The sequence below is a fragment of the Paraburkholderia sediminicola genome, from assembly GCF_046027825.1.
Lineage (GTDB): Bacteria > Pseudomonadota > Gammaproteobacteria > Burkholderiales > Burkholderiaceae > Paraburkholderia > Paraburkholderia sediminicola_D.
This window is the reverse complement of the sequence record NZ_JAQQDU010000043.1, coordinates 1-26,218: the sequence shown is the minus strand read 5'-3', so window position 1 is coordinate 26,218 and position 26,218 is coordinate 1. Positions and strand designations below refer to the sequence as shown.

Sequence of the window (26,218 nt, the reverse complement as noted above, 5' to 3'; positions counted from 1 at the left end):
CCAATACGATGCTCGATCCCCGCGAAGCTGGCGCGAAATAGCGCGCAATGGCCACTATGCAGTGCGTGAGAAACGCTGCCCCAGTTCGCGCAACCACGTCAGAAAAGTATTGATGGCGGGATCCTCAAGTCGTGCATGGTGGACGTAGCTGCAGTAGCGCCATGCCGGCAAGGCCGGGCCGTCGAACGGATACACGAGACGGCCCTCCTCGACATCGAGCGCTACAAGCGCGGTCGGGCCCATCGCAATACCCAGACCATCAATGGCGGCCTGCAGGGTCAAGTAAAAGTGGTCCAGTTGCTGGGAATTGCGTGCGGCAAGTCGAGGGTTGCCGCACGCCGTCAGCCATTCGTCCCAAAGGCCGGGATAGGTCGCCGTGTGCAGCAGGGTGTGATGCGCCAGGTCGGAGACATGGTGTATCGGATGAGATTCCAACACCTTGGGCGAGCATACCGGCAGTCGGACTTCCGACAGAAATTCGTTGACTACGTACCCTGCCGGTTTCTGCTCGCTGCCGCGAATGGCCACATCGCATTCGTCGCGCAGCCTTTCGATCGGTTCTTCCGAAGTAGTCAGTCGGACTTCCACCGCCGGATGGGTCAGTTGGAAGCTGGAAAGCTGCGGCAATAGCCATCGCAACGCGAAAGTCGTCGGCGCATTGACCCTGATGATCTGCTGTCGCGTGACCCGGAGCTGTTCATTGGTGGCCAGCGCGATGCGGTCGAACGCCGCCGATATCTCCGACAGGTAAGCGCGCCCCGGCGCGGTGAGTACGACCCTTCGGCCGCGGCGTTCAAACAGCTTGTGTCCGAGCCAGGCCTCCAGTTGTCCCACTTGCCGGCTAACGGCCCCGTGCGTGACGCACAGTTCGTCGGCTGCGGCCGAAAAGCTCTCGACCCGGGCGGCAGCTTCGAATACGCGCAGTGCGTTCAACGGTGGCAGACGACGTGGCATACGGCGAATCTCTATGTGAGTTTTCCTGACAGGTCTGATGAGTTTATATCGATTTTCGTGGCGGCCGTAGTCCAATATATTGCGCTGGTTGGCAGCAGATCGGGTTCTGGATCTGTTCGATTAAGTCACCAGGAAGACTACCGTATGTCGAATGTTGTTGTGGTTGGCGCGCAGTGGGGCGATGAGGGCAAAGGGCGGATCGTGGATTGGCTTGCCGAGAAGGCGGACATCGTTGCCCGCTACAACGGTGGTCACAACGCCGGTCACACGCTGGTGGTGAACGGCCAGACCTACAAACTGGCGCTGCTTCCCAGCGGTATCGTGCGCGGAAAGCTTGGTCTGATCGGCAACGGCGTTGCCCTTGATCCCGAGGCGCTGCTTGCGGAGATTGACCGTATGGCCGCGCTGGGCATCCGCGTCACGCCAGAGGTGCTGCAGATCGCAGAGACGGCTACGCTTGTCCTGCCGGTCCATCGCGCGATCGACGCCGCTCAGGAACGCTTGCGCGCCAGGCCGATCGGTACCACGCTGCGCGGTATCGGTCCGGCATACGAAGACAAGGTTGGACGCCGCGGCTTGCGCGTCTGTGACCTTGCCGAACCGGAACTGCTCGCCCAAAAGCTTGATGGATTGCTTGAGCACCATAACGCATGGTTCCGCGGCCTCGGTCTGGAACCTTTCCAGCGAGACCCGATGTTGAGCGATCTGCTTGCCATGGCGCCAAGAATCCTGCCGTTCATGGGACGCGTCTGGGAACAGCTCGACAACGCCCATTCATCGGGCAAGCGCACGGTATTCGAAGGCTCGCAAGCCGTGATGCTTGACGTGGACTGGGGTAGCTATCCCTATGTGACTTCGTCGTGCACCGTGGCCGCTGGCGCGGCCAGTGGCACCGGCATCGCCCCCGCGCACCTTGGGCAGGTACTTGGCGTGAGCAAGGTCTATGCAACGCGTGTCGGCGGAGGTCCATTCACGTCCGAAGTGGATGGAACACTCGGTGACGTGCTCAGGCAGCGCGGCGGTGAGTACGGCGTCAATACCGGCCGCCCGCGGCGCTGCGGTTGGTTGGATACTGTGCAACTGCGGCAGAGCAGCAAGGTCGCCGGCATCAACCTGCTAGCGCTGACCAAGCTCGATGTGCTCGATGGCTTCGATTCGGTGTACGTGTGCGTAGGCTACGAGCTTGATGGGAAGCGCATCGACTATATGCCGTCCACCAACGCCGAGCAGCAACGCCTGCGGCCGGTTCTCAAGCGCTTTGATGGCTGGGACGGTTCGACCCGGGGCATCCGGTCTTATGGGGACCTGCCCCGCGAGGCCGCGGCGCTGATTGAAGCGATTCAGCAGGAAGTCGGCATTCCTGTATCAATGGTGACCACAGGCCCGGAACGTGACGACGCGATTGTCTTGCGCTCTCCATTCGCGGAAATGGAAGGTATTGCAATCTGATTGAACCGTTATTGAGCAGTCCGACATGACTCATGTGGGCCGCACTGAGCCGGTTGTCGTCGGGCTCAGTACGGGCCGGCACAAGTCGGTTGTCCGTTGCCAGGCGCCGCGAGTATTCGCGACTACCTGGCAAACGTGCGCCCAGCAGGGTAGACCACACTGTCGAACCGCTGGCCCGTAGCGCCAGCGCTGGTTATTTTGAGTCCTCAGCGGTGTTATGGATGGCCTGGCCGCCCTTCGAAATGTCTTCGCCCGCACCCGCAACGGTGTTGCAGGCCGCGATGAGTGCGGTACAAGCGATCAGAAACAGAGTGATGAGTCGCGTCATGTTGTTCTCCTTACACAGAGTTTGGGCGGCGGCAGGTCGTTGCTAGCCGGAACCCGCATGGGCGTCGTGCACCTATCCGGGCTAGCGCGGACCCTTCGCATGAGTTTTATCGTAGGCGAGACGTCAGCCAGCAGCGGCGTCGCAATCCCGCCTGTCCTTCCGTAGTAGCCTCCACAATTCGATCTCCCCACGATCGACTGCCGATAGCAGAATGGTGATTATCAAGTATGGCGACGGAATCTAAGATGTCTCCATGGTTCGGGTGCAGCACGAATCGTTCCCGCTACTGCGCCGTTGGCGCACCAGATCAAGGAGCATCGCAATGGATATCCGTACGAGAGGCACGAGGATTAACGTTAGGGAACAGGGGGCCGGGAAACTGGCTCTCGTGCTTCTTCACTACTGGGGTGGATCGTCCCGCACATGGGACGGCGTTGTCGGCGAGCTATCGAGCCAGTACCGGACCATCGCTCCCGACCATCGTGGATGGGGTGATTCGGACGCGCCCACGCACGGCTACGCAATTGCCGATCTGGCGAACGATGCCCAGGACGTTATCGAGGCACTGAATCTGCGGCGCTACGTCCTGGTCGGTCACTCAATGGGCGGGAAAATAGCGCAATTGCTTGCGTCGCGCCGACCTGGCGGACTGGAGGGTGTCGTGCTGGTCGCGCCTTCACCGCCTTCACCAATGCTCCTTCCGGACGGGCAACGCACAATGATGGCTGCGGCCTACGATTCGCGTGAATCGATCGGCTGGGCGCTCGACAACGTACTCACCGCAAATCAGCTTACGCCCGCAGATCGGGAGCAGGTCATCGTCGACAGTCTGCGCGGCGCGCCGCAAGCCAAGGCCGCGTGGCCCAATGCCGCAATGCTTGAAGACATCACGGGCGACGTCGGGTCCATCAATGTGCCCGTCATGGTGATTGCAGGCGAACTGGATCAGGTCGATCGTGTAGACACCTTGCAAAAGGAACTGCTGCCCCGGATCACAGGTGCGCGTCTTCATGTATTGCCGGGCACCGGACACCTGTCTCCGCTTGAGGCTCCCTCCGCCCTCGCGACGGTGATCCGCCAGTTTGTTGGCGAACTGGAATCACGCGCTGGTACCAGTACGCCCAACACACCGGAGCAGGTTCCGGCCGCCTTCGATATCGCATTCAACGCGGGCGATATCGAGAGCCTGCTCGGCTTGTTCACCGATAACGCAACGATGCGGATGGCAGACGGTGAAAACACGGCAAGCGGTCTGGAGGCGCTGCGCCGTCAGCTCACGGAAATCGTAAAGACAGGGCCACGCCTCCGCAACCATGTGCGGCTTTCGCTCGTCAGTGACGACATCGCGCTGTTACTGGTCGACTGGACCGTGGCCATGACGCTGCCGGACGGCCAACACGCCAGTCAATCCGGCACCGCTACGCAAGTCATGACGCGTGGCGACGATGGGGGATGGAAGCTACGGATCTCCAACCCACTCGGAACCAGCCTCGCTGCCGAGTATTCCGGCGTCTAGTCTCCGCTCGCGTTGCCGTCCCGGCGTCTATGAGCCGGAATGTTTGGTTCGGGCACGCCGAGGGATCGACGCGCTCGTACAGGGCGTTGTGGCGTGATGTGATCCCACGGTGGCTCGTCGCCAAATGCAGTGACCAGATAGTCAAGCAAGTGGCGTACTTTGAGAGGCATATGACGTGCGCTCGGATAGACCGCCTGGATCGTCAGTTCCGAAGTGTGGTACTCCGGCAGCAGTTCGATGAGCTTTCCACCCGCGATCTGCTCTCCGAACACGAATGTCGGCCCGTAGACGATGCCGGCTCCGGCGAGCGCCGCTGCAAGCAGCATCTGGGTATTGTTGGCTGCCATCCGGCATGGACCACTGATAACGTGTGCACGAAGTTGCGCGTCGACCAGCGTCCAGTCTCCAACGGAGACGGCTTCGCTAAACGTGAGCCGCGGTGCCTGCCGCAGGTCGTCCGGGCTGCGTGGTGTTCCGTGACGTTTGAGGTAGTCCGGGGACGCGCAGATCACCATTCGACACGGTGCGAGCCGGCGTGCGACCAATCCTGAATCGGGCAATCGCCCGATTCGTACCGCAACGTCTACGCCGGCTTCGAGCAGGTCGACATAGCGGTCGCTCAGTGACACTTCAATGTTGACGTGTGGGTGTTCCTCCAGATACTTCGCGAGGACTTCACCGAGATGCATCGCCCCGAAAGTGACTGGCGCGGCAATTCGCAGCACGCCACGTGCGGTTCCGTGAGCATCGCCCGCCTCGCGATTGGCCTCGTCGTAGGCCTCGAGAATTCGTTTGCATCGCTCGTAATAGACGTGACCGATATCAGTCAGGCTGAGACGACGTGTGGTGCGCTGGAGCAACCTCGCATTCAGCTCAGCTTCGATCGCGCTGACGTACTTGCCGGCCATCGCAGCGGATAACCCGAAGCGCCGCGCAGCGGCGGCGAAACTGCCTTCATCGACTGCCGCGACGAATACTCCAATGCCAGTCAAGCGGTCCATTCGTTCCTCGATAAGGGACTATCCTAGTCCGCGCGCTCATTCAGATACGCGGTGGGCGCAACGCCGAAGCTGCGGCGGAACATCGCCGTGAACGCACTCACGCTGCCATAGCCGACTTCAAGTGCTGTCGCTGTCACCGACTTCCCTGTGGCAAGCAGCGCCAGTGCCTCGAAGATGCGCGCCTGCTGGCGCCAGTCCGAAAAGCTCAAGCCCGTTTCGTTCCGGAACGTGCGCGTGAACGTGCGACGCGACATGTTTGCGAGAGCAGCCCACTCGTCGAGATCGCGCACATCGTCGGGCGCTGCGACGAGCGCGCGGCACACGCGTAGCAGCCGCTCATCGGCGGGCATCCGCATGTACAAGGGCGCGGTCGGCAGACGCACGATCTCGTCGAGGATCAGCAGCATCAGACGCTCGTCGCGTCCGCCCAACTCGTATTCGGTCGGCACCAGCATTGCTTCGAGAATCAAGGTGCGCAGCAATTCCGATACCTCGATCACCTTACAACGCAACGGCAACGGCTGACCCACGGCCAGCGGCTCGACATACAAAGTGCGGAACGACACGTCCCCGCGAAAGATGACTTCATGCTCGACGCCGCCCGGTAGCCACACCGCGCGTTGCGGCGGCACGGTCCACGTCCCCTCGTCGGTCACTACGGTCAGCACACCCGTGGTTGAGTAAAGCAACTGCGCCCGGCGGTGCTTGTGCCGGCCGTCACGGCTGCCGCTGCGGTACTCGACCGCCATCGCTGCGACGGGGCGCGCCACGTCCTGATAGTCGCTCGATTCGATGCTGCGCATGAATGGCCCGATCGCTACATAAATCGACCTACTCTAACATGCGGGCCGAATACTGGCTGCCTATATTTCAGCGTCCGCAGCCTCTCACATGCGGTGCCTTCGAATCGAACCCAATCTTGACCCCACTTATGACCGCACCCTCCATCACAGTCTCCGGCGATCCGCTGGAACCCGGTATCCGCCGGTTCGTCGATAGCGTCACGGCGGCTTACGCGCGGCAGCCGGACCTGGACACGTTGCCGCTCGCCGCTCGCCGTACCGTTGCAGAACAGGTCCGGGCGCCGTGGGCCGCTGGCGGCCCAGCCATGGCGCGCGTCGACGATATCGATGTGCCTACGCCCCATGCGGGTACGAGCGTCCGTGTGCGTGTGCTGCGTCCGCCTCTCGAGGGCGACCTGCCGGCCTTTGTCTATTTGCACGGCGGCGGCTGGACGATGTTCAGCCTCGATACGCATGACCGGCTGATGCGTGAATACGCGGCACGCGCGGGCGTCGTCGTGATCGGCGTGGACTATGCGCTCGCGCCCGAGCATCGGTTTCCGGTCGCTATCGATCAGGTGGTGGACGTGATCCAGTGGCTCGCACAGCCCGGCGCGCTGCCAGGCGTCGATGTGCAGCGTCTGGCCATCGGCGGCGATTCGGCAGGCGCAAATCTCGCGATGGCAAGCGCGCTTCGTCTGCGGGACATCGGCCAAGGCAATCTGCTGCGCGCGCTCGTGATCAACTACGGCGCGTTCGATCCATCGCCTTCCTATCAATCGTACGAAGCATTCGGCGACGGGCGTTACCTGCTGTCTTCGCACGAAATGAGGCAGTTCTGGCGCAACTATCTGCGCGATGCCGAGGACACTCGCGACCCACTGGCCGCACCGATCCTCGCAGACCTCGACAATCTGCCGCCAGCCTTCTTTGCGATCACCGAACTCGACGTCCTGCGCGACGAAAACCTGCGCATGGCCGAGCGGCTACGGGATGCGCAGACGGACGTCACACAGGTCGTTTATCCGGGCACCGTCCACAGCTTTCTCGAAGCGGTGTCGATTGCTGCAGTGAGCAACACGGCGCTCGACGACACCAGTTCGTGGCTGCGCACGCAACTCGCGTCACCCATTCAATAAGGCCCAGCCATGTACTCCAAGCCCGCCTTCGCCCCGGCAAATACGCACGAAGTACACGACTTTATTGACCGGACGGTGTTCGGGACACTCGTGACGAAGTCGCCGGACTCGCTCGTTATCTCACACTTGATCTTCATGGTCGATCGCACCCGGGGGCCGCATGGCACGCTCGTGTCGCATCTTTCAAGGGCTAACGAACACGCCAGTCTGATTCTGCAGGGCGCCGAATCGGCGGCGATCTTCGTCGGCGAGCACGGCTACATCTCGTCATCCTGGTATCCCGGCTACCCCGTGCGCGACAGCGCGCCCACCTGGAACTTTTCTGTCGTCCACTGCCACGGCCGCCCGCGCGCGCTGGACGCAGACGGCGCGACCGCGCATCTGCGCGACGCCGTGCGGCATCTCGAACAGGGGCGCGACAAGCCTTGGGGCATCAACGAACTCGGCGACGAGGGCATCGCGCGGCGCGTGGCAAACATCGTGGCGTTCGAACTGCCTATCGATAGCCTGGAGGCGAAATTCAAGCTCGGCCAGGACGAACGCCTGCCCGACACACGTGCCGCCATCGAGCATCTGCAGCGCGACGGCGGATGTCCGTTGGCAACGCGAATGGAGGAGAAGAACCGACATCGAAATTGACGTATCGACGTGACATGCGCGGTCCCGATCTGCTGGATCTCTTCCCTTTTAAACGAGACATCATGAAAACGATAAAACTTCATCCTCTGTTCGTCGCCGTTACGGCGGCACTCCTGTCGGCGCATATGTCCGGTGCGCTCGCCGACCAGGTCGTACGCATCGGCTTCTCGGCGCCGCTGACCGGCGGCAGCGCGCACGCCGGCAAGGATCAGGAAAACGGCGCGCGCCTCGCGATCGAGGAGATCAATGCCAGCGGTCTCGTCATAGGCGGCAACAAGGTCACGCTCGCACTCGATTCGCAGGACGACGCGGGAGATCCGCGCACCGCAACGCAGGTCGCACAAAAGCTCGCCGACGACAAGGTCGTTGCCGTGATCGGACACATGAATTCGGGTACCTCGATTCCAGCGTCGAAGATCTACAGCGACGCGGGTATTGTCCAGATCTCGCCATCGGCGACGAACCCGCAGTACACCCTGCAGGGATTCAAGACGACCTACCGTGTCGTCGCGACCGATGCACAACAGGGACCCGCGCTCGCCACCTACGCCGCCGGTTCACTGAAAGTGAAACGCGTGGCGGTGGTCGACGATTCAACCGCCTACGGCCAGGGGCTCGCCGACGAGTTTGCAAAGAAGGCGAAGGCACTGGGCGTAACGGTGCTGTCGCACGACGCGACCAACGACAAGGCCATCGATTTCCGCGCGATTTTGACGAAGATAAAGGGCGAATCGCCCGATGCGATCATGTACGGCGGCCTGGACGCAACGGCGGGCCCGTTCGCGAAGCAAGCGGGGCAACTCGGCATCAGGGCGAAGATTCTCGCGGGCGACGGCGTCTGTACGGAGCAACTGGCGGATCTCGCGGGCACGGCATCCGATGCAATCGTTTGCTCCGAAGCGGGCCTCGGGCTGGAGAAAATGCCCGGCGGCGCGACTTTCGTGAAGAAATACGAAGCACGCTTTCACCAGCCGATCCTGATCTACGCCCCGTTTTCATATGACGCCGTTTATATCGTTGTCGATGCGATGAAGCGTGCGAACTCGACCAGCGCCGACAAGATCATTGCGGCAATGCCGCAGACCGACCATTCCGGTGTGATTGGCCAGACGCAGTTCGATGAGCACGGCGATCTGCGCCACGGCGTCATTTCGCTTTACACCTACCGGGCGGGCAAGAAGACGCTACTGGATGCCGTGAAGATGTAACGAACGCCTAACAAGCGTGGTAAGCGCCACATCAATATATTAGTACTACAAATCACAAATTGAAGAGCGCGGCGAAACGAAGATGCTTCGTGCGCACCGTCTTTCCCATGCCGCATAGGCGGCATGGATCGCAGGTTAATTGACCGACAAAGGGGTTTCCATGAGGAAGATCGCAGTAGTCGTAGCGGTGAGTGGCACGTTCGCACTGACCGCGCATGCGCAAAGCAGCGTCACGCTATACGGTATCGTCGAAAATGGCGTCACCTACGTGAACAATGCCGGGCACGGCTCGGTCGTCGCACTGGTGAGCGGCGTCGAACAAGGCAGCCGCTGGGGCCTGAAGGGATCGGAAGATCTGGGCGGCGGGTTCAAGACCATCTTCCAGCTAGAAAACGGCTTTAATGCCGACACTGGCAAGCTGGGCCAGGGCGGTCTGCTGTTCGGCCGCCAGGCTTACGTCGGGATCGACAGCGACAGGTTCGGCACGGTCACGCTCGGCCGCCAGTACGATTCGATTCAGGACTACTTGCAGCCGACCACGATGAACGGCAACTGGGGTGCCTATTTCTCGCACGCCGGCGACATCGACAACTCGGATAATGGCTTTCGCATCAACAATGCGATCAAGTACAACAGCCCTGTTTTCGCTGGGTTCCAGTTCGAAGCGCTGTATTCGCTTGGCGGCGTGGCCGGATCAGCAACGGCAAACAACACGTTCTCCGCGGGCATTGGCTATACGAACGGTCCGGTCTACCTCGCGGCGGTCTACGAGAGCGCGAAGACACCCGCGACACAGTTTGCCGACGGCAACTTTGTGGCGAACCAGGCCACGCCGAGCGCGAACGGGCCGTTCGGCTACGTCGGTCAACCCGCGAACATGCAGGTGATCGGTGTGGGCGGTACCTATACGATCGGCAGCGCGATGATCGGGCTCGACTACACGAACACACGGTTCGGTTCAGCCAATGGCACGAACAGTTCAGTGATCTTCGACAACTACGAGCTGTGGGGGCAATATCGGGTGACACCGGCCGCTACGCTTTCGGCGGGCTACACGTTCACTGCGGTGCGGGTCAATTATCTGGACAGTGGCAATCGACCGAAATATAACCAGTTCAATCTGATGGCCGACTATGCGCTGTCCAAACGCACGGACGTCTATCTGATGGGTGTGTATCAGAAGGCATCGGGCGGCGCGCTCGCCGATATCTACGACGGGTTCCCCGCAGGTCAATCGAGCAGCACGAATCAGTTGCTCGCACGCGCGGGAATTCGCGCGAAGTTCTAGTTCAGCCGGATACCGTACTGAAGGGGCGTCCGTCACGACACTCACGGCGTCATGCGTCACGGAACCGGAGCATAGCTGAGCAGTCTCCAAGGCAGGTTTTGGATGGCATCGGGCTTCACGGTCCTCGCCATCCTTTTTTGTCTGCGGGGCGTTGTTACTGCGCGCCCAGTTCGTCGCCGATCTGGCTAGCGCGCCGTTGATGATGGCTTCTTTGACGTGCTGCACGTCGAACGCGTTGAGCGCGGCAGCGGTCGTGCCGCCGCTGGAAGTCACACGCTCGCGCAGGACACTGACCGGTTCGACCGATTCGACAGCCAGTTGCGCTGCGCCGCGAAACGTCGCGACAGCAAGCGTCGCGCTTTGCTTTTCGCTCAGGCCGAGTCGACGCGCTGCTTCCTGCAGTGCCTCGATGAAATAGAACACATAAGCCGGTCCACTGCCTGAGATCGCGGTGACGGCGTCAAGGCTCGACTCGTCGTCGAGCCATAAATGCGCACCCGCCGCACTGACGATGTTCTCTGCCACCTGCCTGCCCGACGCATCGACGGCGTCAGTCGCTGCGAGTGCTGTCATACCCATACCGACCAGCGCTGGCGTGTTCGGCATCGCACGTACCACGCGGCGGTACTCGCCGAGCCATTGACATAGATCGCTAAGACGCACGCCTGCCGCGATGCTGATGACCAGTTGCGCGCCGAGGTGCGGCGCCAGGGTTTCGGCGACCATCTTGAGCGCCTGGGGTTTGACGGCCAGCACGATGGCGTCGTAACGCGCAAGCGCGGCGTCGATAGTTGCGCTGCTCGTAACCGCGAACTGATCGGCTACACGATGGCGCGCGTCTTCGTTCACATCGATGACGTACAGGTCGTTCGGTGAGATGCCGCGTCTGATAAGGCCGCCAATCAGTGCGACGGCCATGTTGCCGCCGCCGATAAAGGCAATTTTCATAGGTCTGAAGGTGTCTTGAATGGGAGTGGCTACTGCTAAGGCTTGCAGCCTGCGCAAGCGCAGACGATGCTAGCAAGCTATACCCGAATACACTCCCGCGACGGGGCCGAAGTGCGTCGCAGTTGGGCCATGTGCATCGCTTTTCGTGCGACCGAATGGCATTTCAACCGGCATATGCGTGAAGGGAATGAAATCCTGAATGCAGCGCATCGCGCGCTGCATTCAAATACACGCGGCGTCGCTGAAAGATATCGGCGCGCCGCGCCCTCGCTCACGCTGCGTTGATCAGCCCGAGTTGCTGCAGAGCCGTTACGCCGTCGTCCAGTCCGATTTCTTCAACGATCTTGCCGTCCTTAAGACGGAGTACCGTCGTGCCGGTGAAACGCATTGTGCGGCCGGTTGCAGCCGGCAACGATCCGATGAGGAAATCGTTGAATGCCGGGCCGGTATGCGTGCCACCACCTTCCCAGCGGCCGACTACATAGTCCCCTTCTGCGATCAGATCAGCGGCGCCCCAGAAGTTGAGGTCCGGGAATGCTTCGCGGAAACCGGTCATGAATGCCTTGATGTCCTCGCGGCCGCGGCGCGGGTCGTGCAGCGAGTAGCGCAGAAGCATATCGGGAGCAGCAAGTTCGTCGACGATATCGAGGTTGCAGGTTTTGCCCCAGAAATCGGTGAACCAGCGGCCTACGATCGCTTTGTTGTCATCTTCTTTGGACATGGTGAATTCCTCATTGACTGTGTTTGAAGAAGAGAAGCACGATCGCCTCTCTCTGCTTGAACAATAGCGACGCAGGCCGTCAGCAGCCCCCCGTTTCTTGCTGCAACATTCGAAGACCCGCCATGCGGTTTGTGGTGAGGAGCGGCACGATGGCTTGCCGTTTGTACCCAGCCGCGCCGGCGGCTCCGGCAAAGCGAAATCTGTCCGCGATGGTCATCAACCACAGAGCAGCAGGATTGGCATCCCTACCACTGGCTTCGCTCGCGAAGCCAGTGGTAGGGATGCACACTGTGCACAGTTTCTGCACGACACAGGCCTCGCTTACGAGCTTCCGCTGATTTGATACAGTGCGGACTCTCGACGGGAGTTCAGGGAGTGAAACCAATGTTCGCCGCTGCGATCTTCGACATGGACGGCCTGCTCGTCGATTCCGAGCGCACGATCATGGATACATGGATCAGCGTGGGGCTCGACCTTGGCATTGCATTGGCGCCTCGCGACTATCTTCGAATTGTCGGCAGGTCGTCTGCGGAATGTGAGTTGATATTGACTGAACTGCTTGGTGGAGCCGCTACGTTTCGGGAAGCGTTGACCCGAGTCAGGGAGCAATTGAGCAGGCCATCGGCGCATCCGATATTTCCGCTGAAATCTGGCGCGCAAAGCCTGCTGGGTGAACTAGCGCGCGTCGGCGTTCCGTGCGCCGTTGCTTCCTCATCACCTCTCGAGGAGATCAAATCCCGCCTTGGTCGGGTAGGTATCCTCCATTTCTTCAAGGCGATCGCCGGTGGCGACGAGGTTGCTCGGGGGAAACCCGACCCGGCAGTCTACAGACTGGCGGCCCATCGACTAGGCGTGTCCGAGGACGCTTGCCTCGCCTTTGAGGATAGCGAGAACGGTGCGCGCGCGGCGGTTGGCGCTGGCATAGCTGTTGTCACGGTGCCGGACCTGATCCATCCGACCGACGAGGTCGCTGTACTGAGCTTCCGGATATTGCGGAGACTCGACGGAGCGATTGAATTCGTCCCGGACTGGTTCGGGACGCACGACATGAGCGGGACGTGATTTCGTTCTGAAGAGTCGGCGTCTATGATTTTCACGACGGTTGCCGCGACGGCTTCCCGGATAAACTTGCGGAAGAAAACGGAAATGGAGGATCGGTGATGGTCGGAGAAGAACAGAATGATAAGGAAACTTCGCCGCCCGCCGCGCGCATAGGGGATCGCTGCGCACACGGCGGCACGATTATCCTTGGTTGCCCGACCGTGCTGATCGGTGGGTGATCAAACTTCACCCTGCCACCTATGACCATTAGAGCCGTGTTCTTTGATGTCGGCGAAACCCTTATCGATGAGAGCCGTGACTGGGGTGGATGGGCTGATTATCTTGGCGTGTCCCGCTTATCGTTTTTCGCCGTACTAGGCGCTGTCATCGAACGCGGGGAACATCATCAGGCTGTGTTCAGGATTATCCGGCCAGACATCGAATTCTCGGAATTGCGCCGCCAACGCCGAATGCAAGGCGACGTTTATTCGATCACGCCGGATGATTTCTATCCCGACGCGATACCCTGTTTGACGCGTTTGCGAAATGATGGCCTGCTCATCGGTATTGCCGGAAATCAACCCCTTGAAGCGGAACACGCGTTGCGCACGCTTGGCGTGCCGGCCGACATTGTCGCGTCGTCTGCTTCGTGGCATGTGGAGAAACCCGCCCCCGAGTTTTTTGAGCGTGCGATCACCGCTACACATGGCGTTGCCCCATCAGAAATCGCCTATGTGGGTGATCGGCTCGATAACGATATTGAACCAGCGCTCCGAGCTGGCATGGTTCCAGTTTTCATACGCCGCGGGCCGTGGGCACATGTGCAGTCGACGTCCCGGCGTTTTCCTGTTCCTCCTCACGTCATCGACGAACTCACATCGCTGCCGGAGCTTCTGCGTCGTCTGTAACTTTTCCGGCTCTGAATAGGGCGGCTGTGACCGTCCGCTGCACGCGCACTCACAACGCCGTCCTGACCTTCCTTGGCAACAATCTGCAGGTCTCGGGAATCATCGCAGTGGCCGGATGCTGAAGCGCGGAGCAGAATGTACTTTATGGCACACCGGCGGCGTATGGCATTTGTCAGCCGAGCACGCCTGATAGCGTCAAGCGCGGGTGCCGGGAAGGGAAGTGTTGTCCCAGAAGCCGGCGACCAAAGGACAAGAAACCATGAACAAGAGAGACATCGACTCAGCCGACGCAGATCACAGCGCACGCCGTAGAAACGTCGTGGCGGGCCTCGTTTATGTGTTTGAGCAGGTTATGCCGGACCCGTTCGTCCTTGCAATTGGCTTGACCCTGGTGGTAGCCCTGCTGGCGGTGGCCTTCGCGCCGCATGCTTCGTTGGCGGTCATCCTGACCTCCTGGTACGGTGGCACGTTCAACATTCTCGGCTTTGCGCTGCAGATGATCCTGATTCTGGCGACTGGCTATGCGATTGCCGACGCGCCCCTCGTCCAGCGCGGCTTGCGGGCGATGGCTGCCGGCGTACACACGCCGACCCGCGCTGCGCTGCTGGTTTTTCCGATCGTCGCGATGGCCGCGTGGCTCAACTGGGGGCTCGGCCTGGTTGTGGGCGCACTCCTGTCGCGCGAAATCGCCAAGCGCGTGAAGGTGGATTTCGCGTGGCTCGTCGCGGGGAGCTACTCCGCGTGGTCGGTCTGCAATAGCGGTTTGTCCAGTTCGATCGCGTTGTCACAGGCGTCGCATGGCAATGCGTTGAACCTTGTCGAGAAAGCCACCGGGCAGGTCATTCCGCTGAGTGAGACCGTGTTCGCACCTTTCGTCTTCATCCCGACGGTGCTGGTGGTTGTCATTATGACGGCAATCTTCATCTGGATGCACCCGAAGCAGGAAGATGTGGTCGCTTTCAACGAAACGCAGCCTGAGCCTGCAGCCGCTGCAGAGGCCGATCCACATGCCCGCGATTCGAAGGCATCGTCCTTCGCTGCCCGCGCGGAACGGTCAATGCTCGGCACGCTGTTCCTGCTGGTGCTGGGCGTCGGCTATCTCGCGATGACGTGGAGCAGCAAGGGCTTCGAGTTGGATATCAACACCACGATCCTGATCTTCCTGCTGGTAGGGCTGGCGCTGCAGCGCACACCGATCGCTTATGCCGATGCGATTCGCCGCGCCGCGCGGCAGACCGGATCGATGCTGCTTCAATATCCGATGTACGGCGGCATCATGGGCATCATGACCGGGACCGGGTTGGCGTCGACGATCGCCAAGACGTTCGTGGCCATTGCAACGCCGGTCACGCTGCCCGTCTTGAGTTACTTGAGCTCGCTGATCATCACGCTGCTCATTCCCAGCGCAGGCGGACACTGGGCTGTGCAGGGGCCGTTCGTTCTTCCCGCCGCGCTCAGCCTGCACGCTTCGGTTGCGCGCACGGCCATGGGGGTCGCCATGGCCGAAAACGTCTCGAACATGCTGCAACCTTTCTGGGCTGTACCCGTGGTTGCGATCGCCGGCATTCGCATCCAGCGCGTCATGGGCTACACGGCGATCACGTTTGTCGTATCGCTCGTCATCTATGCGGCGGCGCTTTGGCTGATTCCATGATCCGCTTGCCCAGGGCTTAAGCCGGAGGCGACTGCACGATCACGCCGTACCACCCCAAGCCGCGATAGCTCTCATAGCCTGGGGTGGCGGCGAACGATACGGTGCGGCCATCCGTCAGTTGATAAAAACCTGCCGGGCGGCCGTCGGTATTCAGACGGAACTGTTCGTCCAGCACGCCTTTATCGTCCGAACTCGCAATCACGCGATGCGACGCGTTGACGATCATGCAGCGCGTGCGGCGCCATTCCTCGTCCGTGAGCCGCACGCCTTTGACGACCGCGGACGCTTGCGGCGCCCAATCGAAAAAGATCACCAGCGCACCGAGGGGTTTGCCATCGACCGCGCCGTTTTCGCGGATCGCTGTCGCATAGGTCGCGACGTGCGCGTGCTTCAGAAGCGGTAGCGCCTCGATATCGCCGGCAACAAAGTCCGCGCCGGAAGGCGTTTTCATCGCATCGCGAAACCAGCTGGCTTCGGCGACATTGCGGTCATGCACCGCATACATATCCGGCCGACCATTCGCGACCACATTGCCGGCCGCGTCGACGATCCATAAATCGCGGTACACGGTGTAGCTGTCGAGAATCACCGACAGGCGGCGTGACGCATACGCTCGCGTTTCAGCGCTCTTATGGGCGAGACAGTCGACCACGGCGGAATCGGTCGCCCACCAGCGCACGTCGCAGGAACGTTCGTACAGATTGCGGTCGATCACGTCGATCATGTTCAGCGCGAGATCGGCACAGCGCTGGCCCTCGTGCGAGCGCAGCCGTTCGATCATGCTGTCGCCGAGATCGGTCAGCTTGGTCAGCGAACCCGCGAGTTCGCGATTGAGTACGGTGGTGATTTCGCCGATCCGCGCGGACACATGCTTGACCTGATTCGCCACGACCGCAAAACCGCGGCCCGCATGGCCGGCGCGCGCCGCTTCGATCAAGGCGTTGAGTGCGAGGAAGGTGGTCTCGCGATTGATGTCGTTGATATCGGAGATCTTGCCGGTGGCGAGCTTCTTGACGTGATGCGTCAGTTCGACGATTTCGAGCGGATTCGACATGGCCTGGTCCCGTTGTTTGCAATGTTGTGCCTACATAAAAGCAAGCATTGGGCCGGGTCGATTCCACGGGCGTCGCGGGCGTAGTCATGCACGCTGCAAACGTTTGGTGATACCTGTGATGGTGCAGGCAGACGATGCGATAACCGGCGGCGCACCGGGTACGTGCATCGGATACAGGAACTCCGCGACACAACTTCCGGCCCCTTATGAGCTAACCGTTGCCCGCTTAAGCGGGTGAACGAATTGCAAAAGCCACACAGCGATTCTTCCCCACTTAAAAAGCGGCCCCGAAATCCCGAACTATCTTCCTCGCGTTGTCCAATGGCATGATGTTGGCCTCGCTTCTTAATTCCCCCACCTCTCCCGAACATGTCGAATCTGATCGTCCATGGCGGCCTCCCGTTACGCGGCGAGATCGTGCCATCCGCCAACAAGAACGCTGTCCTGCCCATCCTCTGTGCCACGCTGCTGACCGATCAGCCACTCCGTCTCATCGGCGTACCTGAAATCACCGACGTCAAGAAGATCCTTGAGATTTTTCGGACGCTGGGTAGCGATGTGTCGATGGACTTTGCTACCGGCATCCTCGATTTGCATCACCACGCGACGGTATTCGATCCGGTCGCGCACAGGTTGCCTGAGGAGATGCGTTCTTCGATCATGCTGGTCCCACCGTTGCTGGCGCGTTTTGGCGTCGCTCGTCTGGAGAACGATGTAAAAGGCTGCACGCTAGGCGTACGCGAGATCGATCCGCACGTTGAGGTGTTCGAGCGCTTCGGCGCATGCGTCGAGCGCACTGCCGACTCGCTCATCGTGCGCGCAAGCACGCAAATGGTTGCCAATCATCATTGGCTTGACTACGCATCGGTCACCACCACCGAAAATTTCGCGCTCTGTGCGGCGTCGGCCGGCGGCACGTCGACGTTAGTCAATGCAGCATCGGAACCGCATGTGCAGGAGTTTTGCCGTTTTCTGGCCATGCTGGGTGTCCCAATCGATGGCATTGGTACATCGCGTCTGAGCGTAGAAGGCGGCCACAAACTCGGCGGCGGCGAGTTTCGGTTCAGCGAGGATTTCCACGAGATTGCGACCTTTCTCGCGCTTGGCGCAATCACTGGTGGCGACATCGCGGTCAGAAACACCGCGCCCGAGCAGTTCCCGTTGATCGACCGAACCTTCGCGAAGTTCGGCGTGCAGGTGGAACATCGAGATGGCTGGTCGCATGCCGTTCGGGAAGGTCCATTGCGAGTGCGCCGGCCTTTCACCCAGAATATTCTTACCAAGGTGGAAGCGGCGCCCTGGCCGTATCTGCCCGTCGATCTGCTCCCCATCTTCATTGCGCTTGGCGTGAAGGCTGAAGGCAGCGCGATGTTCTGGAACAAGGTCTATGACGGCGCGATGGGCTGGTCCGTTGAACTCTCCAAGTTCGGTGCGCACGTGTTCCTGTCGGACCCGCATCGTCTGATCACGTTCGGCGGGCTTCCGTTGAGTCCCGCGAAAGTTGAGAGTCCGTACATCATCCGCGTGGCAATCGCGCTACTGATGGTCGCCGCGAGTATCGAGGGACGTTCGGAAATCATGAATGCACTGCCGATCCGCCGCGCGCACCCCAACTTTGTGGAAAATTTGCGCTCGGTGGGCGCAAATGTGGAGTGGACAAGCAGCGAGTGACCATCCTGTCGGATCACGACCATCATCGCTCGTGAGCACCTACTGAACTCACGAGCGATCGAGCAGGTGTCTGTCTAGCTTGGGCCGCCCATCAAGGGACGTACGGCCTGATGCTGACGAAGACACCTGAGCGACCGTTTCAGGTTCCAGCTTCCACACTTACCCGACCACCCGAACGATGGGCGGCTTCTCGGGCAGGCGATGCTGCACGTCCCCGGACGAACTGAAGCGTCGCTTCAGCGACGCGCCAGCCAAGATAGCGTGCAGTGGCGAGATCCGATTCGGGCGGCGCGGTGTCAGGGCCTTGATCCGTATTCGATTGCGCACCAGCGCCCAGCCAGAAGCCAAGGCGATTCAGATCGTCTGCCGAGCCCATTGTTGAGTTATTCGCGGGAGGCAAGCCAAGACTGACCCAATGCATACCGTGCTGGGCGGCAACCAAGGCAAGCTGGACAAGCGTCGCCAGCTTGTCTCCGGCGTGCGCGCCAGAGTTTGTGAATCCGGCGGCAATCTTGTCCTTCCACAGAAACCCCTTGGCCATGACCGCATTGGATGTCGCTTCTTCGAAGACTTTGAATTCGGCTGACACTCCCGCCGTATAAGTCGGCGAGCCGAAAATGATCGCATCGGCCGTCGCTAATTCGTCCCAGCGCGTTTGCGCATCTTCGCAGGCTAGAAGAATTCCCGTTGCACCTGCCGTGCGGTCGACACCTTCTTTCACGGCTGCGGCTTGCCGTGCCGTATGACCATATCGACTGTGAAAAACAATGGCTACGCTTGCACTCGACATGCATTTCTCCTGGAATTTGACTTAAATCTCTCGTTTCGTTTGGTCTCGCTCGCCCCCATGATGGATAGATGGCGCGTTCATCGACATCTGGTCGGTCATATGCCCCGCCGCCCACCCGGTCCGAACGAATGTTTTCGCGGGCGCAGTGACAGACCTGGGGCTACAGTTCGACTAGCACCACACCTTTGAGCCTTCCCGCACAAGCCTCTTGCAATGCCTTTGGGGCATTGTCGAGTCCGCTGAAGGTTGTGCATGGAAGGCGAATCGTGCCTTCATGCCGCCATTCGTTCAGACGTTGCATCCATTCGTCAAACGCGCCAGGGTCGTCTTCGCATGCGCTATAGCCGCGCAGGGTGATTCCCTTGATCGGGAGCTGAAACGAATCGATCTCGGTCGGCGCAATGGAGGTCGAGCGTTCAGCATTCAGTTCAGCGATGAGGGCACCCAGGATCACGAAGCGCGCACCTTCTCGCGCCAGCGCGACCGCAGCCGTCAATTGCTCGCCGCCGACCATATCGACGAAGACATCGATGCCGTCCGGCGCGGCTTCAGCCAGTTGCGTGACGAAGGGCCTGCCGTCGCGAACGATCACCGCGTCATAGCCGAGCTCGCGCTTCATCCATTCAGCCTTGCCCGGGGTGCCCGTGCTGCCGATGACGCGTCCGGCGCCGAGCCTGCGCGCAATCTGTCCCGCCATCGATCCGATCGCCCCGGCACCGCTGGAAACGAACACGGTATCGCCGCGCTTGACGTGCGTGCCCCGCGTCAATGCGGCATAGGCGGTCCAGCCGGGGCCAAGGTAAGCGGCCGGGTCAAGGCGGTCGCGCTGCAACACCGTGCATTGACGCGCGTCGGCCACCGCATAGTCGCACCAGCCCAGCGAATGCAAGACCGTGCCGCCCACCTGTAGCCCGGATTCGGGCGTCGCGGCAATCACTTCGCCGATAGCGGCATCGGCAAGGGCATCGCCTGGCTTGAGCGCAGGAAAGGGGATACCTTTAATTTCCTTGGCTTCGCGGCTCGCCATTAATCGCGTCGACACGGAGATGCGGAACCACCTGTTGCGTAGCATTACCTGGTGGGGCGCCAATGGCGGTAGTGTCGTCTCGACAAGCGTGAAATGAGCCGACTGCAGCTTGCCTTCCGGATGGGCAGCGAGCGTGACTTGCCGTGAAACTCGGGGCAGCGACTCCATGCTGGGTTCCTTCTACTAGGGGATGGCAGTGGCACCGCGCATCACACTTTGTTTACGCAGGTATATATGAATTTTTGCGTGGATCCACGGCCATGGCTACTCGCTTTTCCGCACCCCCTCAATCGGCCCGCAGAGCACCCAGGCAGCAGCGTTCGCGAGCAACCGTCGATGCGATCATCGAGGCGGCGGCTCACGTTCTCGCCACGCGAGGCTGGATGAAGTTCACGACAAACGAAGTCACCCGGGTCGCCGGCGTCCTCGGCCAAAGCCGGCGTTCGCGCGCCGGAGGCGGGAACGCGGGCTAACTGAGACGTACGGTCAAGTGTGTTCGAGCGTGGCTGAAACAATAGAGACGGAATGACGCCGACGAGCGTCCCTGCACAGGACAACGTTTCCTGAATGCGGTATGTGCCGTTCCGTTCGAAAAATATAAAAAAGGCCTGAGAGACTATGAGAATCAAAAGCAAATGGGGAAGGGGTATTCACGAAGGAAAAGTCGTTTCCGTCGTAGACGGGAAGCGGATTTTCATCCATCTACGGTCGGCGATGGAGACGCAATCGCTGAGCAAATTGGCATCCCGTCGAGGCCAAAGCGTGCTGACCGCCGCGATCGACAATGTGCACAAAATAGTGGATCACATGAGTGAGCCATTTGCCCACGCGAGACGAGACGACGTTGTCGTTCTGCTTTATGCCAGCGACGAAACCCGACTAGCGGCACTCGCCGTGCTCGGTCTGAGTGAGGCATAAGCAGCGCTCCACCGTTACGCCGGTCGAGTCAAACTAAGGGCTTCGCCTCGCTCTGAAGCTCTTCGAACAGCCAATCCCGAAACAGCTTCACCGTCGATGTCCGGCTCTTTTCCTCGGCGCATACAAAGTGAAAGAAGAGCCCCGTCGGGATCTCCGGTCCGAACGGGATCGTCAGCCGTCCGGCCAGCACGTCCTGCGCGGCCAGCACGCGCCGGCCCAGTACGACACCTGTGCCTTCGACCGCCGCCTGGAGTGCGTGGTCCGCGTGATTGAACAACACACCGCGCGTCGCATCGATTTTCATACCCGCGTGCGTGAACCACTCCGACCAGCCCGTGGCCACCGGGTCGACCATCCGCAGGGATTCGTCGTGAATCAAGGGCACGCGGGCGAGATCGTCGGGCGTGAGCGGCTGATCTTGGGCGTTGCGTAACATCGGGCTGCACATCGGCACCACGGATTCCTCGATCAGACGCTCCACATGTAAGCCCGCCGTATCGATGCGGCCAAAGCGAATCGCGACATCCACCCCCTCCTTGACGAAATCGCAGAGCGCCAGCGAAGCGGACACGCGCGTTTTGATCTCGGGGTGCAAGTCGGTGAATTTCGAAAGACGCGGCACGAGCCATTTGGTCGTGAACGCAGGGCCCGCCGTGATGACCAGCCGCTGTGAATCCCGAGTCGTATCGACCCAGGTCATCGCGCGCGTCAGATGGGTGAACCCGAGGCTGACTTCCTGGAAACAGCGCTTGCCGTGCTCAGTCAGCTCGATCGCGCGGTTCGAGCGGGAAAACAACTCGACGCCGAGGTACTCCTCGATGGTGCGGATCTGATGGCTGACGGCGGCTGGTGTGACGCACAACTCTTCCGCGGCTTTCTTGAAGCTCATATGGCGTGCGGCAGCTTCAAACGCGCGCAACGCATTCAACGGCGGCAATCGATATTTCATCACATCCAGACTTTAGCCAAAGTAACGCAAGCGCAAGGATTATTGACGCTTTTCCAGGTATTAGAAAGTGATATTCAAGTCGCATAACGCCTACACCTCGCGCGATGCCGTCGCGCGGATGGCCGATCAGTTGACCGCGAACCTCGAGGCTTTCGCTGCGGGTGCGCCGCGCATTTGAGTCGCCTAACGGCCGAGCGGGGCCGGCGTGCAACAAAAAAAACTAATCCGAGGCTGCGAATTGCTCGCTTTTCCCGCTAACCGGCTGATGCCATAGTCGCATCTAACCGGCGCCACTGTGGCGCCGCTTCGGATAGAGAGTCCTGATGATGTTCGGCTTCGCTTTTTATATTGCCATGTATCTCGTCGGCAGTTACCTGTCGACGCGATTCGCGCTACCGGTACCGGGGGCGATCATCGGACTCGGCCTGGTGTTCGCCGTCCTGACCCTGCGAGGCAAAGTGGACGCACCGCTTAAAGTCTCGTCGGATGTATTGCTGCGCTACCTTGCGTTGATGCTGGTGCCGACCTGCGTTGGCGTCGTCAACCTGATTCACAGCGTGCCGCCTGGCATCCTGAGCCTGATCCTGGTGCTGGTTCTCGCGCTGGTGGCTGGCTGTCTCGCCACCGCATGGATCGCCAACACGCTGCTCGCGCGCCGTCACGCCGTGACCGGTCCGGTCGCGTCATAAATTCCCACATACCGATGCTTGCTATGACGATTTTCAGCAGTTCCCTGGGTCTCGTTGCGCTGACGATCGCGGCCTACTCGGCCGGCAACTCGCTGTATCTTCGCTCGGGGAAGTTACCCGTGCTGCAACCGGTCATGATCGCGACGATTGCGCTGGTGGCCCTGTTGCTGAGTACCGGCTTACCGTACAGCCAGTACTTCAACGCCACCAGCATGCTGCATAGCCTGCTGGGTCCAGCGGTGGTCGCGCTCGCGGTGCCGCTCTATGAGAACGTGCACAAGGCGTGCGCGGTGCTGCTGCCAATCGTGCTTGCGACGCTGCTCGGCGGCCTCGCGGTCACCGGCAGTGCGCTGCTGCTGGGCCATGTGTTCGGGTTGAGTCCGTTGATGGAACGGGCGCTCAGCACCAAATCCGTCACGACGCCGATCGCCCTGTCGGTGGCTGACAAGATCGGCGGGTCGGTACCGCTGACAATCCTTGGCGTATTCGTTACCGGGCTGGCCGGTGTCACCTTGACGCCGTTCCTCCTCAAAGCCATTGGCGTGGACAGTCCGGCCGTGAAAGGCTTTACGCTCGGCGTGACCTCCCACACCTTCGGCATTACGCGTGCTGTCGAGTTCGGCTCGGAGGCCGTGGCCTTCGCCACGCTCGGCATGGCGCTCATGGGCTGCGCTTCGGCGGTCCTCGTTCCGGCGATTTTCCGTTTGTTCTGACCGACCAACCGGGCTTTGCTTGCCGATCGTCAGCTAGCCACTGCGATCGACGGCGGCCTTTCTCAACTGTTCCCCGGCGGTAGCAGGCCCTGCCTCCTTGCGGTGGCAGGGCCGGGTTGCCGCCTGCCGTGATGAGTTCAACGGACCGTGTGCGGCCAGGAGTCGACACTCGAACGACAACACCACATCGTTGACAATGCATCGTTTGAATTGCTGTAATGCCTTTCGGTGTTCTGGTCAGCCTTTCCTTCGGAGTCGTTGTGCGAGAAAAAACACTTGCTCTTGTTTTAATTCCGCTCGTGCTCTCCTTACTGACCGCATGCTCGGCCGAGGCGCCGGGAAACAGCAACAAACCTCTGATACCGTCGGCTGACGACGTAGCGAAACGTTGCCTGGCTTATGCAGCAGGCAGCGGCGGACCACCTCTGACGGTAGGCGAAATGAACGCGTTGCAATGGCGTCGCTACGTCAGTTGCGCGTTGACCAGCAACGTGTTTGTGGATGCCAATAGCGATCTTGGCAATCCGGACGCGATCGTATCTCTCCGGCTTAATTCTGACGGTTCGATTGGCTCTGTCACGCTGCTACACACGAGCGGCAACGACGCGTGGGACGCCGCCGTACAACGTGCGATTGTCGCTGCTTCGCCGTTACCGCCAGCATCGCCCAATCAAAACGTGTCGAGGGTCGACTTCCATCTTCGGCCTCGGCATCGCCCGCTCGGCATTGGAGGCAGCACAGGCCTCACGGGTGCAAGCCATTGGTCAGTCGAGCATTGCATAACAGTGGGACGTGCCGGCACGTGCGAATAGTGCTTCCCGGCCTATGCAAACGCTGGGGACAAGAGTCCTGTTGTAGACGTCACGTGCGTGAAGTGCACGAAAACGATACTGATCACACGAGGGTTAAATGTGCGTAGCTTCGCAAATTACATGCTTGGTGCCGGCGCCATACTTGCGATAGCGCTGTATAGCGCCAACTCTCACGCTGAGGACGCCGACCGCGCACAACTAATCAGTCAACTCATCCAGAGCCAGCAGGGTGACAAGGTGGAGCCCATAGAAACGCAGCTCGCCCGGATGATGATGCTACAGGCGAAGCAGGCCAATCCCAACGTTGGGCCGGATAAGTGGCTCGCCGTACAAGGCGATGTGAATGCGGCGGTAACCAATATGGCGGCCGAAGGTGGTGGGGCAATCGCAACAATGACCCGCGCTGGCGTCGCCAATCTGTCGGATGCGGATCTTATCCATCTGATTTCGATTTATCGCGATCCAGTCCTCGTCAAATACATGAGTGCAGTGTCGAATCCTGTCGTTCAGGCGCAAGTTCGGCAAGCGTCCATGGCGACCGGGCTCCGGGTGAGCGCGTTGATCAAATCGGTTCTGGAGAAGAACGGACTACAGGGCATTCACTAGCCCAATGTCCGAGTGTGTGTCACGTGGTATGTCCGCGTGATCGCCTTCCCGCCGTTGCCGCGATCGCGAGCCGGTTTTCAACCGCCTGTTGCCTTGAAACACCCACTCCGCCTCCCTGCGGCCGACATCGGCGCAATTACATCCATCGAAAAATACAATGTCGATCACCATTGACATTGGCGAGGCGCGCGTCCACAATTCGCATCAATAACAATGTCATTCATCATTGTCTTAAGAATATCCGTCTTTAGGCGTTCGACACCCTGTCCCACGAGTGGGGACCTACGACGCAGCCGAGCGGTTCTCGTCGCCTGACCACGGCTGGCTGACACACGTCGCTCCACCATTCGAGCGCGCATTGCCGCAGTTCAGGAATCTGCATCGGACAGGCGATAGGCCACCGGAGCACACCAACACGAGAGGAAACGGCATGACGAATGATCTTTTGAAGCTGGCTATTGAGGCCCATGGAGGCCTTGCGCGCTGGAATGCGTTCAGAACGCTCGAAGCCGAGATGTCGATCACAGGCGGCATCTGGCATGTCAAGCAGAAGCCAGATATTTTCAGGCACGTTGTTGCCGCAATAGATACGCACGCCCAGCGTGTCGAAATGCGACCTTTCACAGCGCCCGATCGACACGCCCTTTTTACGCCGGGCCGCATCGCTGTCGAATCGACCGACGGGCGCGTACTCGAGAGTCGCGACAATCCGTGTTCATCCTTCGACGGTCATAGCCAGCAGACGCCCTGGGACGATCTTCATGCAGCATATTTCTGCAGTTATGCACTGTGGACGTATTTCAGCACACCGTTTCTCTATACGTATCCCGGCGTCGTGACCGAGGAGTTGTCGCCGTGGCATGAAGACGGTGAGCAATGGCGGCGCTTGAAAGTGACGTTCCCAGGTTCTATCGAAACGCATTCACGCGAGCAGATTTCGTACTTCGGCCCGGATGGTCTGCTGCGGCGCCATGATTACACCGTGGACGTCATGGGCGGCGCTACCGGCGCAAACTATGCGTCGAACTATCAGGACTTTGACGGCATCATGGTGCCGACGACCCGGCGCGTGTTCGCGCGTGACGCTGATGGCCAGAAGATCGACGAACCGCTGCTGGTTGCCATCGATATTGCCTCGGTCTCCTTTCGCTAGGTCCTTAGCGGGAGACGGTTTCCCGGCAGGGCGTGCCGTTCTCTAGTGCTGAAGGTCTCTTGTCTCCGTTCAAACGGACATTCCCGCGACAATGCTAGGTGTCTGTGGCGGGGCGACCTGAGCCGGCCATCGTCAGGCAGAACGCGGCCAGGAAGGGACCTTCGAACGATGATCTCAGATTGTTTAGGTTTGTAGGATGCCTGCCCTTGACCGTGCGCATGGGCGGACGCCACAGGAGCATGCGGGCAGGCGTCGTACAT

The 26,218-nt window shown here is 60.4% G+C and carries 25 protein-coding genes and 1 pseudogene; 16 read left to right on the top strand and 10 right to left on the bottom strand.

Annotated elements, in window-relative coordinates:
- Positions 1-54 precede the first annotated feature (54 nt).
- Complete coding sequence (gene gcvA, locus PQQ96_RS22790; protein ID WP_408296889.1) at positions 55-954, bottom strand: transcriptional regulator GcvA; 900 nt, start codon at positions 952-954, stop codon at positions 55-57.
- A 144-nt stretch (positions 955-1,098) separates the two neighbouring features.
- On the opposite strand from gcvA (PQQ96_RS22790), the gene PQQ96_RS22785 reads away from it, so the two are divergent.
- Positions 1,099-2,403, top strand: a complete 1,305-nt coding sequence (locus PQQ96_RS22785) for an adenylosuccinate synthase (protein WP_408296960.1) — start codon at positions 1,099-1,101, stop codon at positions 2,401-2,403.
- 193 nt (positions 2,404-2,596) lie between these two features.
- Here PQQ96_RS22785 and PQQ96_RS22780 read toward each other — a convergent pair whose 3' ends face one another.
- Positions 2,597-2,731, bottom strand: a complete 135-nt coding sequence (locus tag PQQ96_RS22780; RefSeq protein WP_408296887.1) for an entericidin A/B family lipoprotein — start codon at positions 2,729-2,731, stop codon at positions 2,597-2,599.
- A 322-nt stretch (positions 2,732-3,053) separates the two neighbouring features.
- Between PQQ96_RS22780 and PQQ96_RS22775 the strand changes: the two genes are divergently transcribed.
- Positions 3,054-4,247, top strand: coding sequence for an alpha/beta fold hydrolase (locus PQQ96_RS22775; RefSeq protein ID WP_408296885.1), 1,194 nt, complete (start codon positions 3,054-3,056; stop codon positions 4,245-4,247).
- On the opposite strand, the gene PQQ96_RS22770 is transcribed toward PQQ96_RS22775, so the two are convergent.
- Together PQQ96_RS22770 and PQQ96_RS22765 are read right to left on the bottom strand one after the other, a co-directional pair.
- Complete coding sequence (locus PQQ96_RS22770) at positions 4,244-5,248, bottom strand: LysR family transcriptional regulator (RefSeq protein ID WP_408296883.1); 1,005 nt, start codon at positions 5,246-5,248, stop codon at positions 4,244-4,246. The genes PQQ96_RS22775 and PQQ96_RS22770 overlap by 4 nt on opposite strands.
- A gap of 23 nt (positions 5,249-5,271) precedes the next feature.
- Positions 5,272-6,051: an AraC family transcriptional regulator gene (locus tag PQQ96_RS22765; RefSeq protein ID WP_408296881.1), complete on the bottom strand. Its 780-nt coding sequence runs from the start codon at positions 6,049-6,051 to the stop codon at positions 5,272-5,274.
- A 128-nt stretch (positions 6,052-6,179) separates the two neighbouring features.
- Here PQQ96_RS22765 and PQQ96_RS22760 point away from each other — a divergent pair, with 128 nt between their 5' ends.
- The 4 genes from PQQ96_RS22760 (at position 6,180) to PQQ96_RS22745 (ending at position 10,304) form a co-directional block, all read left to right on the top strand.
- On the top strand, positions 6,180-7,169 hold the full coding sequence (locus tag PQQ96_RS22760) for an alpha/beta hydrolase (RefSeq protein ID WP_408296878.1): 990 nt from the start codon (positions 6,180-6,182) through the stop codon (positions 7,167-7,169).
- A gap of 9 nt (positions 7,170-7,178) precedes the next feature.
- Positions 7,179-7,808, top strand: a complete 630-nt coding sequence (locus PQQ96_RS22755) for an FMN-binding negative transcriptional regulator (RefSeq protein WP_408296875.1) — start codon at positions 7,179-7,181, stop codon at positions 7,806-7,808.
- 62 nt (positions 7,809-7,870) lie between these two features.
- A complete protein-coding gene (locus PQQ96_RS22750) occupies positions 7,871-9,016 on the top strand; it encodes a branched-chain amino acid ABC transporter substrate-binding protein (RefSeq protein WP_408296872.1) in 1,146 nt (381 codons plus the stop codon).
- A 160-nt stretch (positions 9,017-9,176) separates the two neighbouring features.
- Positions 9,177-10,304 (top strand): porin, encoded by a 1,128-nt coding sequence (locus PQQ96_RS22745; RefSeq protein ID WP_408296869.1) that lies wholly within the window; start codon positions 9,177-9,179, stop codon positions 10,302-10,304.
- 174 nt (positions 10,305-10,478) lie between these two features.
- On the opposite strand, the pseudogene proC reads toward PQQ96_RS22745, so the two are convergent.
- Both proC and PQQ96_RS22735 read right to left on the bottom strand, forming a co-directional pair.
- Positions 10,479-11,252 (bottom strand): annotated as a pseudogene (gene proC / locus PQQ96_RS22740) (pyrroline-5-carboxylate reductase); the annotation flags it as partial.
- Between the two features lie 271 nt (positions 11,253-11,523).
- Positions 11,524-11,973, bottom strand: a complete 450-nt coding sequence (locus PQQ96_RS22735) for an ester cyclase (RefSeq protein WP_408296866.1) — start codon at positions 11,971-11,973, stop codon at positions 11,524-11,526.
- 384 nt (positions 11,974-12,357) lie between these two features.
- Here PQQ96_RS22735 and PQQ96_RS22730 point away from each other — a divergent pair, with 384 nt between their 5' ends.
- The 3 genes from PQQ96_RS22730 to PQQ96_RS22720 all read left to right on the top strand — a co-directional run bounded on the left by PQQ96_RS22730 (position 12,358) and on the right by PQQ96_RS22720 (position 15,576).
- Positions 12,358-13,035 (top strand): HAD family hydrolase, encoded by a 678-nt coding sequence (locus PQQ96_RS22730; protein WP_408296863.1) that lies wholly within the window; start codon positions 12,358-12,360, stop codon positions 13,033-13,035.
- Between the two features lie 239 nt (positions 13,036-13,274).
- Entirely contained in the window at positions 13,275-13,922 is a 648-nt protein-coding gene (locus PQQ96_RS22725; RefSeq protein WP_408296860.1) for an HAD family hydrolase, read from the top strand.
- A gap of 259 nt (positions 13,923-14,181) precedes the next feature.
- Entirely contained in the window at positions 14,182-15,576 is a 1,395-nt protein-coding gene (locus PQQ96_RS22720; protein WP_408296857.1) for a short-chain fatty acid transporter, read from the top strand.
- Between the two features lie 16 nt (positions 15,577-15,592).
- On the opposite strand, the gene PQQ96_RS22715 is transcribed toward PQQ96_RS22720, so the two are convergent.
- Entirely contained in the window at positions 15,593-16,630 is a 1,038-nt protein-coding gene (locus PQQ96_RS22715) for a methyl-accepting chemotaxis protein (RefSeq protein ID WP_408296854.1), read from the bottom strand.
- A 369-nt stretch (positions 16,631-16,999) separates the two neighbouring features.
- Between PQQ96_RS22715 and PQQ96_RS22710 the strand changes: the two genes are divergently transcribed.
- Positions 17,000-18,301 carry a UDP-N-acetylglucosamine 1-carboxyvinyltransferase gene (locus PQQ96_RS22710; protein ID WP_408296852.1) on the top strand — a complete coding sequence of 434 codons (1,302 nt, stop codon included), beginning with the start codon at positions 17,000-17,002 and terminating at the stop codon, positions 18,299-18,301.
- A 139-nt stretch (positions 18,302-18,440) separates the two neighbouring features.
- Here PQQ96_RS22710 and PQQ96_RS22705 read toward each other — a convergent pair whose 3' ends face one another.
- Both PQQ96_RS22705 and PQQ96_RS22700 read right to left on the bottom strand, forming a co-directional pair.
- The gene (locus tag PQQ96_RS22705; RefSeq protein WP_408296849.1) at positions 18,441-19,091 is read right to left on the bottom strand and encodes a flavodoxin family protein; all 651 of its coding nucleotides are present in this window, start codon (positions 19,089-19,091) and stop codon (positions 18,441-18,443) included.
- A 160-nt stretch (positions 19,092-19,251) separates the two neighbouring features.
- Entirely contained in the window at positions 19,252-20,286 is a 1,035-nt protein-coding gene (locus PQQ96_RS22700; RefSeq protein ID WP_408296846.1) for an MDR family NADP-dependent oxidoreductase, read from the bottom strand.
- Positions 20,287-20,736: 450 nt separating this feature from the next.
- Between PQQ96_RS22700 and PQQ96_RS22695 the strand changes: the two genes are divergently transcribed.
- A complete protein-coding gene (locus PQQ96_RS22695) occupies positions 20,737-21,036 on the top strand; it encodes a hypothetical protein (RefSeq protein WP_408296843.1) in 300 nt (99 codons plus the stop codon).
- Positions 21,037-21,064: 28 nt separating this feature from the next.
- On the opposite strand, the gene gcvA (PQQ96_RS22690) is transcribed toward PQQ96_RS22695, so the two are convergent.
- Positions 21,065-21,985, bottom strand: a complete 921-nt coding sequence (gene gcvA / locus PQQ96_RS22690) for a transcriptional regulator GcvA (protein ID WP_408296840.1) — start codon at positions 21,983-21,985, stop codon at positions 21,065-21,067.
- Positions 21,986-22,308: 323 nt separating this feature from the next.
- Here gcvA (PQQ96_RS22690) and PQQ96_RS22685 point away from each other — a divergent pair, with 323 nt between their 5' ends.
- The 5 genes from PQQ96_RS22685 to PQQ96_RS22665 all read left to right on the top strand — a co-directional run bounded on the left by PQQ96_RS22685 (position 22,309) and on the right by PQQ96_RS22665 (position 25,958).
- Entirely contained in the window at positions 22,309-22,674 is a 366-nt protein-coding gene (locus tag PQQ96_RS22685) for a CidA/LrgA family protein (protein WP_408296837.1), read from the top strand.
- A gap of 23 nt (positions 22,675-22,697) precedes the next feature.
- The gene (locus tag PQQ96_RS22680) at positions 22,698-23,387 is read left to right on the top strand and encodes an LrgB family protein (protein WP_408296834.1); all 690 of its coding nucleotides are present in this window, start codon (positions 22,698-22,700) and stop codon (positions 23,385-23,387) included.
- Between the two features lie 218 nt (positions 23,388-23,605).
- Entirely contained in the window at positions 23,606-24,199 is a 594-nt protein-coding gene (locus PQQ96_RS22675) for an energy transducer TonB (RefSeq protein WP_408296832.1), read from the top strand.
- Positions 24,200-24,298: 99 nt separating this feature from the next.
- Positions 24,299-24,805 carry a hypothetical protein gene (locus PQQ96_RS22670; protein WP_408296829.1) on the top strand — a complete coding sequence of 169 codons (507 nt, stop codon included), beginning with the start codon at positions 24,299-24,301 and terminating at the stop codon, positions 24,803-24,805.
- Positions 24,806-25,235: 430 nt separating this feature from the next.
- Entirely contained in the window at positions 25,236-25,958 is a 723-nt protein-coding gene (locus PQQ96_RS22665; RefSeq protein WP_408296826.1) for a hypothetical protein, read from the top strand.
- Positions 25,959-26,218: the final 260 nt, after the last annotated feature.